Annotated in this window: 13 protein-coding genes; 10 read left to right on the top strand and 3 right to left on the bottom strand. The window is 38.4% G+C overall.

All coding sequences use genetic code 11. From position 1 onward, the window contains the following. Positions 1 to 473: 473 nt before the first annotated feature. Positions 474 to 1,202 carry a DnaA inactivator Hda gene (hda, locus tag G322_RS0112780; protein ID WP_022942158.1) on the bottom strand — a complete coding sequence of 243 codons (729 nt, stop codon included), beginning with the start codon at positions 1,200 to 1,202 and terminating at the stop codon, positions 474 to 476. A gap of 8 nt (positions 1,203 to 1,210) precedes the next feature. Continuing rightward, positions 1,211 to 2,326 carry a DUF2066 domain-containing protein gene (locus G322_RS20745; RefSeq protein WP_022942157.1) on the bottom strand — a complete coding sequence of 372 codons (1,116 nt, stop codon included), beginning with the start codon at positions 2,324 to 2,326 and terminating at the stop codon, positions 1,211 to 1,213. A 273-nt stretch (positions 2,327 to 2,599) separates the two neighbouring features. Between G322_RS20745 and purM the strand changes: the two genes are divergently transcribed. From purM to G322_RS22770, 10 genes are all read left to right on the top strand, one after another. Beyond that, positions 2,600 to 3,640, top strand: a complete 1,041-nt coding sequence (gene purM, locus G322_RS0112770; RefSeq protein ID WP_022942156.1) for a phosphoribosylformylglycinamidine cyclo-ligase — start codon at positions 2,600 to 2,602, stop codon at positions 3,638 to 3,640. 4 nt (positions 3,641 to 3,644) lie between these two features. Continuing rightward, positions 3,645 to 4,298 (top strand): phosphoribosylglycinamide formyltransferase, encoded by a 654-nt coding sequence (gene purN / locus G322_RS0112765; protein ID WP_022942155.1) that lies wholly within the window; start codon positions 3,645 to 3,647, stop codon positions 4,296 to 4,298. Positions 4,299 to 4,496: 198 nt separating this feature from the next. Further along, positions 4,497 to 4,730 (top strand): hypothetical protein, encoded by a 234-nt coding sequence (locus G322_RS20740; protein WP_022942154.1) that lies wholly within the window; start codon positions 4,497 to 4,499, stop codon positions 4,728 to 4,730. Positions 4,731 to 4,807: 77 nt separating this feature from the next. Further along, positions 4,808 to 6,940: a dihydrolipoyl dehydrogenase gene (gene lpdA, locus G322_RS0112755; protein WP_022942153.1), complete on the top strand. Its 2,133-nt coding sequence runs from the start codon at positions 4,808 to 4,810 to the stop codon at positions 6,938 to 6,940. A 39-nt stretch (positions 6,941 to 6,979) separates the two neighbouring features. Then, a complete protein-coding gene (locus tag G322_RS0112750) occupies positions 6,980 to 8,176 on the top strand; it encodes an ABC transporter substrate-binding protein (RefSeq protein WP_022942152.1) in 1,197 nt (398 codons plus the stop codon). Positions 8,177 to 8,184: 8 nt separating this feature from the next. After that, positions 8,185 to 10,059, top strand: a complete 1,875-nt coding sequence (locus G322_RS0112745) for an ABC transporter permease (RefSeq protein ID WP_022942151.1) — start codon at positions 8,185 to 8,187, stop codon at positions 10,057 to 10,059. Next, the gene (locus G322_RS0112740) at positions 10,059 to 10,733 is read left to right on the top strand and encodes an ATP-binding cassette domain-containing protein (protein WP_022942150.1); all 675 of its coding nucleotides are present in this window, start codon (positions 10,059 to 10,061) and stop codon (positions 10,731 to 10,733) included. The genes G322_RS0112745 and G322_RS0112740 overlap by 1 nt, the downstream gene beginning before the upstream one ends. Further along, entirely contained in the window at positions 10,727 to 11,359 is a 633-nt protein-coding gene (locus tag G322_RS0112735; protein ID WP_022942149.1) for a CDP-alcohol phosphatidyltransferase family protein, read from the top strand. The genes G322_RS0112740 and G322_RS0112735 overlap by 7 nt, the downstream gene beginning before the upstream one ends. Continuing rightward, positions 11,356 to 12,171, top strand: a complete 816-nt coding sequence (locus G322_RS0112730) for a sterol desaturase family protein (RefSeq protein WP_022942148.1) — start codon at positions 11,356 to 11,358, stop codon at positions 12,169 to 12,171. Before G322_RS0112735 ends, G322_RS0112730 begins: the two co-directional genes overlap by 4 nt. An 88-nt stretch (positions 12,172 to 12,259) precedes the next feature. Next, positions 12,260 to 12,436, top strand: coding sequence for a hypothetical protein (locus tag G322_RS22770; protein WP_022942147.1), 177 nt, complete (start codon positions 12,260 to 12,262; stop codon positions 12,434 to 12,436). 129 nt (positions 12,437 to 12,565) lie between these two features. On the opposite strand, the gene G322_RS22345 is transcribed toward G322_RS22770, so the two are convergent. After that, a complete protein-coding gene (locus G322_RS22345; protein WP_022942146.1) occupies positions 12,566 to 13,711 on the bottom strand; it encodes a hypothetical protein in 1,146 nt (381 codons plus the stop codon). Positions 13,712 to 13,806 lie beyond the last annotated feature (95 nt).

Here is a 13,806-nt window from a genome sequence, read left to right as displayed (position 1 = left end):
ATCAAAGTGCTTTATTCAGTCGTCAGCTCGGACACTAAGACAAGGCGCTGTATGATGACAATGGCTAGCCCTTATCGAATATACTGCAACGCCGAATTAGTTTTCGAGCTGGCGACCCACAAGGCAAGCTTTGAGGCAAGCATCTTCGTTGTTAGAAAGCATCGATTGAACCAGTTAGACCTTCAACTTTCTGCCTAGAACCTGCTCACCTCACAGCTTGCTGAATTTTGCACCTTGAATGATAACGGGTATATATTCATGACAATTAATGCAGTGACTCTGTCATAAGTCATGACACTGCTCAGTCATATCAAGCAATCAAGCGTATTTCTAATGATTGCTCGATGGTGATCTTCATATGAATGAATGCAAAAAATCAACCTAGTAGGTTGATTTTAATGCTTAATATAAAACGGGAATTACATCCGTATGACTAAGTAACCTGAATTTCGGATAAGCAACGCTTCACAAGACTATAACCCCAACACCTCTTTAACAAAAGGAATGGTCAATTTTCGTTGTGCTTCTAATGAGGCGTTATCTAAGCGATCGAGCGTATTAAGTAGCATATCCATTTCTCTTGAAAGGCGGTTTAATAAAAAGCGCCCTACATCAACAGAGAGTTTCATGCCTTTAAGCTCGGCACGCAGTTGCAATGCACCTAATTTTTCTTCATCGTTTAAAGGCGACAGATGATAACAAGCGCCCCACTCTAAACGAGAAACCAAATCTTTGAGTTTTATGCCAATTTGTTTGGGTAGATTGTTCGCACAGAGAATAAGACTCGTCCCTTCACTGCGCTGCTCTTTATTGTCTAACCAACGGTTATAAAAATCAAACAGTGCTTTTTCCCACTTTTTATCACCTGCAATCGCATCAATATTATCAATGCAAAGCAGAGTCATATTTTCCATATTTTCAAATATATCAAGACTCATGCCTTGATAATGGTGCAGTGGAATATAAGCCACACTGTCACCACGCTCATCAACTTCTGAGCATAATGCATGTAAAAGATGTGAACGACCACTACCTGATTCGCCCCACATATACAAAATAGGCTCGCCCGCACCGACTACACTATTTTTAAGTTGTGTTAATAGTGCAGCGTTTTGACCCGGATAGAAACTTGCAAAAGTTTCATCATCAGGAAATTTCAGTGCAAGCAGTGGATATTGAAAACGTAATTCATCCTGAGGCATATTTTTCCTTAACGCCAATTAAAATAAAGCGCTTCTGTTTTTTCAGTTTCAGCGTCAGTTATTAATGTTTCAGTTTCATCAACCTCAGGTATCTTCTCAGGAATAACTCGTTGTGTTGTATCTAACTGTAAATGGGGTTGTATGATTAAGGCATTTTTAAAACTGTTTAAACCACCATTAATTTTTACATCAATGGTGATTAACGCCCCCTCCGTTGCCAGAATATTAAATGAAGAGACAGCAAGCAGATTTTCCAAAATACGATTTAATTGACTCAGTTTAGCTAATGAATCGATGCCATTAATGTGTAGGGTTTGAATAAACTTCTCGCCTTGGTTTTCTAAAACGGCATACTGCCCAGCATAATAATCAGCCAATGTATTGACCATTTGACTCAGCACCAAAGATTTTTTACCCGTAACGTTTTCACTCACTAATATAGTGTTTTGTTTAGAACGTTTATCTGTGGTAATTAATTGCCAACTTAGTTTCCATTTTTCACTGTTAAGTATTTTTAACTCCGCAACAACAAAGTGGTTTAATCCATAACGAGAAGAGGCATTTCCAACCTGCTTGTAAAAACGCCCTCTGACATCTGAAACAGAAAGTGCCAGGTTGTCATCCAGATCCATCAAAGGAAATTGCAAGCGTATACCGCGGCGGTGTTCATTTTTTTGTAAAGACCCACTCAGCGATCTATCATTGCTGTGTTTAATCGTATTATCTGAAAGTAGTTTATTATTTTTTATTAACCAGATTAAAGTAGTAGGCCGCGTCTCTCCCCACACCGGTTGTTGCATCTCTTTCAAGGCTTGGTTTATTTTTCGCTTATCAAACAAGGCAGAAAAATACGTGATACCTTGATAGTTGCGATAACCATATTGCGCTAACATCTGTTGGGTTTTCTTTAGCAATAGTTTGCTTTCATCACGGCGAACAATCTCTGAATTTCCCGACACTTTTATCAGTACTTGTTTAAGCGCCATCTCTTTTAACTCTTTTTCATCAAAAGAGCCCACCATCACATTACCCTGATAAGGGCTATCAAATAGATTTGCACTAGCAAGGGCAGAGAAAAAGACAATTAACATCAATAAGAGAGGTTTGAAAAATGTAGAGATCATGTTGCGTCATCACCAAGATTAAAGTTGAAATTAGATAATAAGCAGATCATTGCTGAATGCAAGATGATAAATAACTAATTACTGTTTAAATTGTCCAGATCACCTCTATTTCTCTTTATTAAGCAAAAATTTATGAAATATTTACCTGAAAATGTAAATTCTTCTCAGAAACAGTTCGACCCTTGAAATATAAATGTTAAAATGCGCGCAGAATTTTCATCCCTAAAGTAAAGACGATAACCGTTTTTACAATTAATTTTGCGAGGATTGCAAGTGAGCAACGAAAAAACCTCTTTAAGCTATAAAGACGCTGGCGTAGATATTGACGCAGGTACAGCATTAGTTGAACGTATCAAAAGTGTAGCAAAACGCACTAAACGCCCAGAAGTAATGGGTGGATTAGGTGGATTTGGCGCATTGTGTCAACTACCAACTGGCTACAAAGAGCCTTTATTAGTTGCGGGTACTGACGGTGTGGGTACCAAACTGCGTTTAGCCATTGACCTTAAAAAACATGACACTGTCGGCATCGATTTAGTCGCTATGTGTGTTAACGATTTAATCGTGCAAGGTGCAGAGCCCCTGTTTTTCTTAGATTATTACGCAACCGGTAAATTGGATGTTGACGTGGCAACCGCTGTCGTAACAGGTATCGGTGAAGGTTGTTTACAAGCAAACTGTTCATTAATTGGTGGTGAAACGGCTGAAATGCCGGGCATGTATGCAGGCGACGATTACGATATCGCAGGTTTCTGTGTGGGTGTTGTTGAAAAATCTGACGTGATTGATGGCACTAAAGTCGCTGCCGGTGATGCACTTATCGCTGTTGGTTCAAGTGGTCCTCACTCAAACGGTTACTCGTTAATACGTAAAATTTTAGAAGTATCAAAAGCAGATACAAGCGCACCATTTGGTGATTCAACGCTAGGTGATACCTTATTAACACCGACTAAAATCTACGTTAAATCAACATTAGAATTAATTAAAAACTGCCCAGTACATGCTATTTCGCATATCACAGGCGGTGGTTTCTGGGAAAATATTCCACGTGTATTACCTGCGGGCAACAAAGCCGTTGTCGATGGTAAAAGCTGGGAATGGCCTGCCATTTTCAACTGGTTACAAGAGAACGGTAACGTTGAAACACAAGAGATGTACCGCACCTTTAACTGTGGCGTAGGTCTGATGATTGTTGTTCCTGATTCTGAAAAAGAGAAAGCGGTTGAAATTTTAACTGCACAGGGTGAAAATGCTTGGGTATTAGGTCATATCGCAAACGTGGCTGACGGCGAATCTCAAGTAGAGATTAACTAAACAGATGGAAACTCAAAAGATTATTGTACTTATCTCTGGTGGTGGCACGAACCTGCAAGCGATCATTGATAAGTTACATAACCAGTCTCTTAACGACAAACAAACAAAAGTGGTTGCCGTTATCAGCAATAAACCTGATGTTTACGGCCTAGCGCGTGCAGTTGAAGCAGGTATCAATACTGCTGTTGTTGCGAGCAAAGGGGCTGAATCTCGTGAAGCTTATGATACTTTACTGAGTGCTGAAATTGAGAAGCATCAGCCTGATTTAATTATTCTTGCTGGTTTTATGCGTATTTTAAGTGCTGACTTTGTTAACAAATACTTGGGTAAAATGATCAACATTCATCCCTCTTTGTTACCAAAATATCAGGGCATTAATACCCATCAACGTGCGATTGATGCAAACGATGATGTACACGGCGCAAGCGTGCATTTTGTCACCCCTGAGCTTGATAGTGGCCCAATCGTATTGCAGGCTAAAGTGCCCGTATTTGAAGACGACAGTAGCGAAGATCTACGTGAACGTGTGTTAACACAAGAGCATTTGATCTACCCACTTGTTGCACAATGGTTCTTATCAGGCCGTTTAACGATGCAAGGTAGCCAAGCTGTTTTAGATGGTAAAGTATTACCAGAAAATGGTTACGCGGCGGATTAGTTTAGTTTGCTAAACCTCTAATCAAAAAAAACCGACTTGTGTCGGTTTTTTTATGCCAGTAGATTCAACCTTGTCTGCTTGCAAGTTTGTGAAAGATGCTTCTGCATCGTTATCTTCTCGGCACAGGAAATTTTTTAGCTATATCAACGGTCATTTATTACAAGCAATCTATTAACAACAAAGATTCGGGAGTAAGTGATGTGCAGTAGTCCAAAATCATCAGGCTCGGCAAAACCCATCAGCATCTTTTCAGGCAGTATTCTGTCTGGGTTAAGTCAGCAAAAACGACAACAGTTCGCTTTACGTGCTAACCAAGCAGCAGATAGGCGAGCAATAAAAGAAAAGCAAGCAAAAGAGAAGTTAGTCATGAAATCCACAGGGAAACCTTTCTCATTGCTTTCCTATTTTTATCTTACTGCTAACCTAGACTAAGTAAGCAGTAGCTAAGCGCTTAATATTATTAATACTATTGAGCATTAAGCCTTTTATTACACGGGTCGACCTATTTTATGAAATATAAAAAAATTGTACTTATGTTTATAGTGCTAATTGCAATTATTGCAACTTTCCAGTTCAAACATTTAATCAACCTTGAACATGCAAAAGAAGTCCAAATACAATTAAATCAATTCATTAACCAAAATTTTATCACTGCCTTTAGTTTATATTTTATCACTTATATTTTGGCAACCGCGCTTTCCATTCCTGGAGCGCTGATCCTCACCCTGCTTAGTGCTGCGTTATTTGGTTTTTGGCCAAGTGTACTTTTAGTCTCCTTTGCAAGCTCTATTGGTGCGTTGTTGGCTTTTTTGTTCAGTCGTTATCTATTAAAAGACTGGGTACAAGAACGTTTTAAAGGCCATTTATCATCAATCAATGCAGGTATTAGCAAAGACGGTGCGCTTTATTTACTGTCACTGCGATTGATACCGGCTTTCCCCTTTTTTATGATCAATTTATTAATGGGACTGACACCAATAAAAGCCCGTACCTATTACCTATTCAGTCAAATCGGTATGTTTCCGGCAACCTTAGTGTATTTAAACGCAGGCACTCAATTAAGTGAAATAGACTCATTATCAGGACTGGTTTCACCCAACGTATTAGTGGCATTTGTTTTATTGGGCTTATTACCCCTATTTCTAAAAATCCTGCTCAGCGCCCTTCAACGTAATATCGTCTATAAAGCATGGACAAAACCGAAAAGCTTTGATCAAAATATGATTGTCATTGGTGCTGGTGCAGGCGGATTAGTGAGCTCTTATATTGCTGCTGCAGTTAAAGCCAAAGTGATTTTGGTTGAAAAACATAAAATGGGAGGAGACTGTTTGAACACGGGTTGTGTGCCCTCGAAAGCATTAATTAGAGTCAGCAAAAACATTAAAGAGATTAATGATGCGCAAAAATTTGGTATCGATGCACAAATTAATCACATCGATTTTAAAAAGATACAAACAAGAATAAAAGAGGTGATTAGCAAAATTGAACCACATGATTCCGTTGAGCGTTATCAGGACTTAGGGGTGCAATGTTTACAAGGTGATGCAAAAATATTAACCCCCTGGCAGGTTCAAATAAACGATCAAATTATCAGCACTAAAAACATCGTTATCGCAACCGGTGCCAAGCCATTTATTCCGCCTATTTCAGGGCTTGAGTCTATCAACTATGCAAGCTCCGATACGATTTGGGATATCGAGAAACTACCAGAGCATCTCTTAGTGATCGGGGCTGGTCCGATTGGCGCCGAGCTTAGTCAATGTTTTAATCGACTCGGTAGTAAAGTCACGATTGTCGAGTTTGCCGATCAAGTATTAGCAAAGGAAGATAAAGACGCGGCTAACCTTGTTGAGCAACAGTTAATCGATGAAGGTGTAACACTTCTATTAAAACATAAACTGGTGAAGTTCGAGAAAAACCAAACAGGCCAAATAGCGTTTCTTGAAGTTGACCAACAGCCCTTAACCGTCACCTTTGATTTAGTGTTATTTGCCGTTGGCCGTAAAGCTAATGTCAGCGGATTTGGCCTTGAAGAATTGGACATACCATTAACAAAAACGGGCACCATTGAAGTTAATGAGTACTTACAAACAAAATATCCCAATATATATGCAGTGGGTGATGTAACAGGCCCAATGCAATTAACACACTTTGCAGCTCATCAAGCATGGTATGCGGCTGTTAATGGGTTATTTGGCGCGCTTAAAAAATTCAAAGTCGATTATTCGGTCATTCCTGCTGTTACTTATACTTTCCCAGAAGTTGCTCGAGTAGGTATTAATGAAAAAGAAGCGTTAGCGGCAAAGCTTGATTTTGAAATAACCAAGTATGAAATTAATGACTTAGATCGCGCTATTGCAGACGGCAATGATCTAGGCTTTATCAAAATAATTACCCCAAAAGGCAGCGATCGTATTTTAGGGGCGACTATCGTCGGCAGTCACGCAGGTGAGTTATTAGCTGAATTTACCTTAGCGATGCGTTACAAATTAGGCCTCAATAAAATATTGGCGACCGTTCATCCTTACCCGACGATGAGTGAAGCGGCAAAATACACAGCGGGTGTTTGGAAGAAAAATCATGCACCACAAAAAATATTAACCTGGATTGAAAAATACCACCAATTTATAAGAAGACATTAATGTATAGAATACAGCGATTTACAATAAAATAGGGGTTTTATGAAAAACGTAATGAAACAAAAAATTAAACAAATAGTAAAAAAAATAGCCATCGTAACCGCTTTCATTGCAGTAAGCAGTTTGTCCTTTGCCCAGAGTTCAGGCTTAACAAACTTGGATTGGTCCAAGGTTGAAAAACAAGCCAAAGGTCAAACGGTTTACTTTTATGCATGGGGTGGCAGCCAACAAATTAATGACTATTTACGTTGGGTAGATAAACAATTACAGCAACAATTTGATGTTCGTCTACAACATGTCAAAGTGAATGATATCTCAACGGCTATTAGCCGTTTATTGGCAGAAAAAGCGGCAGGAAAAACCAGCGCGGGCACTATCGACATGGTGTGGATTAATGGCGAAAACTTTAAAAACATGAAACAGAACCAGTTGATCACGCAACCTTTTGTGCAGCAATTACCAAATTGGCAGTTTGTTAATACCGACTTCCCTGTAAATAATGATTTCACTGAACCCACTGAGGGTTTAGAAGCGCCTTGGGGCATTGGACAGCTTATTTTTATCCACGACAAAAAACGTACACCAACACCTCCAACGTCGATGACAAAACTACTACAATTTGCAAAACAAAATCCCAACAAATTCAGCTACCCACAACCGCCCTCTTTTCATGGTACTGGCTTTTTAAAAACGGCTTTGCTTGAATTAGTTGAAGATCCAGCACTTTTATATCAAGCGGTTGATAAAAATACATTTTCAAAAATCACTAATCCGCTGTGGCAATACTTAGATCAACTGCACCCAGTGAGTTGGCATCAAGGTAAACAGTTTCCCACTTCAAGCGCGCACACACTGCAATTGTTAGATGATGGTGAATTAGATTTGGCTATCTCATTTAATCCCAATGAAGTGAGCAGCGCACAAAGCAACGGTACATTAGCCGACACAACAGACTCTTATGCGATGACTAATGGTGCATTATCTAATATTCACTTCTTATCGATCCCCTTTAATGCCAATGCAAAAGAAGGTGCTCTGGTCGCGATTAACTTTTTATTAAGCCCTGTTGCACAATCTAAAAAAGGTGATTTAAAGCAATGGGGCGACCCATCGGTACTTAAAAAACAATATATCTCTGGCAGTGCAGCAAATACCAAACTGTTTAAGTCTGTGGCAGAGCCTCATCCTAGTTGGCAAGCGGCACTCGAACAAGAGTGGCAAAAACGTTATGGGCATTAATGTAAAACATGACTAAAAATCGGCTTCAAAATTACTTGCGCTTTTGTTTTCAAAATAACCAGTCATTTCAGGATTTTTGGAAACAATTTAGCGCAAGTTATTGTGTAACGATTCCTAAGTGGATACTCGCTTCAACTAAAACCGTCGTATTAGTGACGGTGTTACTTATTTGCTTCCTGCCGATGTTACCTGGCCTGAGTGGTTTATTATTAGCAGCATTTGATTTTAATCCTTTGTTAAATCAATTTCACTGGTCACTCTCTGGTTTTGTGCGGCTCTTTCATTTTCCGGGTATTGGTCAATCGATTTTAATGACGCTTAATGTCAGCATTATCAGTACCTTTCTCTCGGTATTGATTAGCTTTGCGATTTTAAAACGTTGGTATCAATCAACACATTGGCAAAAAATTGAAAACGCTATCGCGCCTATTCTGGCGTTACCGCATGTGGCTTTTGCCATCGGTTTTGCATTTTTGTTTACACCAAGCGGTTTTATTTCACGATTAAGCTTTCAGCTATTTGATATTATATTGTTTAATGATGTGCAAATAATCAAACATCAATTGGGTTTGATTATTGGCTTAACCCTTAAAGAAGTGCCTTTTATTTTGTTTATGAGCATTGCACTGCTAAAACAACTTAATATAAAGCAATCATTTCAATGTGCGCAAAGCCTTGGTTTCAATAAACATCAGGTATGGCTTAAAATAATTTTCCCACAGTGGTTACCTAAAATGCGTTTTGCCATCATCGCAATTATGGCGTACAGCTTATCAGTGGTTGATGTGTCGTTAATTATCGGCCCCAGCATTCCATCAACCTTGCCCGTGATGATTTGGTCTTGGTTAAATGACTCTGATCTCAACAAGCATTTAATGGCTGCATCTGGCGCATTGGTGCTTGTGTTTATTTGTGTAGTACTTGTTTATACGGTCATTTTTATCGAATGGTTGTTGCTAAAAAAATGGGTGAGTTGGCAATTTAGTGGCAGAAAAACCTTAACAACATTTAAAGGTATTGATCTGCTTGCTCGCATAGGTCTTGGTAATCTAGGCATTGTTAGTGTTTTATTAATGAGTTCAGTAAGTTTGATTATGATTGTTATTTGGTCATTAGCAAAACGCTGGCCCTACCCACATATTTTACCGTCGAAATGGTCACTACAATTTTGGCAAAGTGAACTGCCTTATTTATTCGATACCTTTTTGACCAGCATTGGTCTTGCTATTTTAAGTGCTAGCATTGCTCTTTTGCTGGTGTTGGTCTTGTTGCATGTTAATAACAGAAATAATGCCAACAAATGCAATCAAAAAAGACACTTACTGATACCTCTTATTCTGATTGTGACACCCATTATCGCCCCCCAGCTTTCTATTTTATTAGGCATGCAATTGGCCTCTATTTACTTGGGTGCAGACAACTTTTATTTATGGGTGCTCTGGTCTCACGTGTTTTTTGTGTTTCCCTACATTTATTTAAGCTTAGATGGTCCATGGCGCAGCTTTGATCAACGTTTTAATAAAGTTGGATTAAGCCTTGGTAAGTCACCGTTTTTTGTGTGGAGGAGTATTAAGATGCCCCTATTAATGCCCGCAATGAGCATTGCCATGGCAGTGGGTATCAGTGTCAGTCTGGCGCAATTTTTACCAACCTTAATGCTAGGAGCCGGGCGAATAGCCACCATCACCACAGAAGCAGTCGCGTTATCCAGTGGACAGGATAGAAGAGTGATGGCTATATACGCATTATTACAAACCATCACGCCACTTTTCTTTTTTGCCTTGGCCCTCTTTATTGCAAAAAGAACTGGGCCATTAGAAAGCCGACAAACATTTTCGGGCTTTAATAAACGTGACAGTCTATCGGTAAGCAGGAATGCATGATGAATAATTTAAAAATTAACAATTTAACGTTGCGCGACCAGCAAGGCAATAGACTCATCAGCAATCTTACTTTTGAAATTAAAGCGGGTGAAGTTTTATCGTTAATGGGCCCGAGTGGCTGTGGAAAATCGACCTTATTACACGCCATAGCAGGACACCCTTTAAACGACTTTGACGTTTTAGGTGAAGTGTCGCTTAATGGTAAATTGCTCAATTCGATAGCAGTAGAAGAAAGACAAATAGGTTTTCTATTTCAAGACGATCTGTTATTTCCGCATTTTAACATTTGGCAAAACTTAGCTTTTGCGCTACCCGATAGCATCAAAAAAAGACAGCGAAAAGAACAAGCGCTAGTGGCTTTAGAACAACATAACCTGCTTATGTTAGCGGATAAAAACCCAAGCCAAATAAGTGGTGGCCAACGCGCGAGAATAAGTATGATTCGGCTATTATTAGCCAAACCACGCGCGGTGTTATTAGATGAGCCCTTTAACAAATTAGACCAACAACTACGTCAAGAATTTAGACAATGGGTATTTGATTTAATCAAACAAAATAGTTTGCCCGTTTTGATGGTAACGCATGACCAAGAAGATATTCCCTTAAATGCCAAAACGATTATTTGGCCTACAAATTTATCATCTATATTAAAAGAACAGGAACAGATATGTTAGATCGCTACACCATAAAAATGGTACAAAAACCGCTTGAGTTGATGGCCAATAAAATCAATAAAATGGGAATTAAAGCTGACCACATTACCCTAGTGGGTTTTGCCTTTGGTCTCTTAGCATTTATTGCGATTATATTTCAATGGTATATTGCAGGTTTGATTTTTATTTTAATCAATCGAACATTTGATGGACTCGATGGCGCGGTGGCACGACTTCAAGGTATCAGCGATGCAGGTGGTTTTTTAGATATTACCTTAGACTTCATTTTTTATTCGCTAATCCCCTTCGCTTTTATATTAGCACTACCTCAAGAGAATGCCGTCGCAGGCGCTTTTTTAATCTTCTCATTTATCGGTACGGGCACTAGTTTTTTATCCTTTGCGATAATGGCCAGTAAACAAAAAATAGAAAACCCCGTTTATCGTTTTAAGTCTCTTTATTATATTGGAGGCCTGACTGAAGGCACCGAAACCATCGCGTTTTTAGTGCTGTTATGTTTATTTCCTTTACACTTTTCAGCCCTTGCACTTGGTTTCAGCCTATTATGCTGGATCACCACCTTTAATCGCATATGGGCGGGTTACCATACGTTAAAAATCGATCAACAAGACACTGAACTATTATGAATAGCTTCATCGCAAACGAACAAATTATTCGTCCTACTATCTTTATCGTTTTGTTAGTGATGCTTGCCATTGCAGAATATTGTTATCCTCTGGCTAAGCGTAAAAGTAGCCACATTAGGCAATGGTCGACCAATATTACCTTGGTAATAATCTCTAGCTTATTATTAAAAATCAGCCTACCCATGCTTGCGGTAGGCGCAGCACAATGGAGCCAATCCAACGGTGTGGGTTTGATTAACTATTTCGAATTTTTAAGCAGTGATTATATAGCGCTTTTCATCTTGTTATTATCCATCGTATTGATGGATTTCATCATCTATTGGCAGCATGTTTTGATGCACAAGATTCCATTGCTATGGTCTATGCACCAAGTTCATCACAGTGAAGCAGCATTAGATGTCAGCAGTGCAGTGCGTTTTCATCCCTTTGAAATGTTATTTTCGATGTTAGTTAAGATTGCCTCGATTGTATTGCTGGGCATTCCCGTGATCGCAGTTATCCTTTTTGAGATAATATTAAATGCAATGGCGTTGTTTAATCACAGCAATATAAAACTGCCTAAGCAAGCCGAGCGACAGCTTAGAAAATTGATTGTCACACCGGAAGTACATTGGATACATCACAGTCAAATTGTACGAGAGACCAACAGTAATTACGGCTTTAATTTGATTATATGGGATAAATTATTTGGCACTTACATCAACAAACCCAAACAAGATTATCAGGACCTACAACAGGGGTTAAGCCAGTATAACAATCAACAACCATTGAATATTATTAGCCTGTTAATGTTACCGTTTCGCAGAAAATGAACTACCAAGCATACGATGACGTACACGGTGTAACCGTGCATTTTGTTACGCCAGCGCTGATAGTGGCCCAACAGTCTTACAGGCTAAAGTGCCAGTATTTAGTGATGACAGTAGTGAAGATCTTCGCGAACGTGTATTAACACAAGAGCATTTGATCTACCCGCTGGTAGCACAATGGTTCTTATCAGGCCGTTTAACGATGCAAGGCAATGAAGCCATTTTAGATGGTAAAGTATTACCGGAAAATGGTTATGCGGCGGATTAGTTTAGTTTGCTAAGCCTCGAATCAAAAAACCGACTGATGTCGGTTTTTTTATGTCTGTGATTTATGCTCAAAAGACATGCGTTAGTGCTAGTCATTTTTAGTGACTACAATAAAAGCACTTTCAAAGTGCTAATTATTACGTATGCAATGTTTAGTTAATTTAGCAATATAATCAGTGAAATCTACTCCATCTGGTAGAGGGTAATGTTTACTATCGTATACGAGCCCTGTTGGAGTTTCTAACTCTTCAAAACAATATTGTAAATAGCGGTAATAGTGTTTCTTTGCTAATGAATAGCCTTCGTCAAAAATGACTTGAAAATCATCAAGTTCATTTTCTTTTAAAAACTTAGCATAATAATAAGTCGCTTCTACAAAGTAATATTTTATATGTTTCAAACAAGGTAATGCTTTTTGATAAAAAACTTGTGCTGCTTCTACATTATTTTCTGAAAAAGCATACATCAAATATATTAACCCTTGAGCATAGGGATTAACGACAATGAGTTTTATTATTCTGTCATGACTATATGGCAATATTTTTGAACGCAAATAGCATGAATTAACAAGTTGAAGGTGAGATTTTTCATGTAATTTTTCTATATACGTTTCTATCTCTATCTTGTCCAATTCGCCTAAAATATATAAGGCTTCAAAAGCAGATGAATTTAACTTGCACCTTAATGCATAATTTAGATCTAATTCACCAAGAGCGAACAAAGACCTTTTATAAATGTGACTTAATCTATTATATTTATTCTCGAATTTGGCGGCCATCAATTCATGACCTTCCATTTCATATATCCCATAATACGGAAGCATCGTATGTCTTTCTATTAAACATCCATAGTTAAGCTTTTCTAATGACTCAATAGGCATATTAGCTTCAAGCTCTTTATATACTTGATCAAAATCTCCATTATAATAACGAGCGATAAATAGAAATGAATTAAGGGCTTGCAATGTTTTACCTACAAACCTCTGAATCTCACTTTCTATTGCAACGATAAAGCTTTGTAATGAACATATGCTAATAAATAGAACGCTGGAGTCATCTATAAACTGAATTATTTTTTCATCAGTAACCTGTAAATGTCCGATATAACCTATTGCTTTAATAATATTATTTTGTTGATGGTCAAAGATTGAAAATGCAGCTCGCTTTTTGTCTTGGTTATAATGATGAGAATACTGCGCTAATTCATTAGCCAATTGATAATTGTATTCAAAAACACTTTCATAATAAGCACTTTTATCTTTACGTTTCTTTAACATCTCTTCTGCAAAACGAGCGTAAGCGTCAGGGCAACCACACCTTCATCTAATTTCTGATCTCAGTTATGTTATTTTCAAGTCAAATAAAAGGAAAT

The sequence above is a fragment of the Psychromonas hadalis ATCC BAA-638 genome (assembly GCF_000420245.1).
Classification (GTDB): domain Bacteria; phylum Pseudomonadota; class Gammaproteobacteria; order Enterobacterales; family Psychromonadaceae; genus Psychromonas; species Psychromonas hadalis.
Note: the sequence above shows the minus strand (reverse complement) of the source record. Positions and strands in the feature narration are given on the sequence as shown.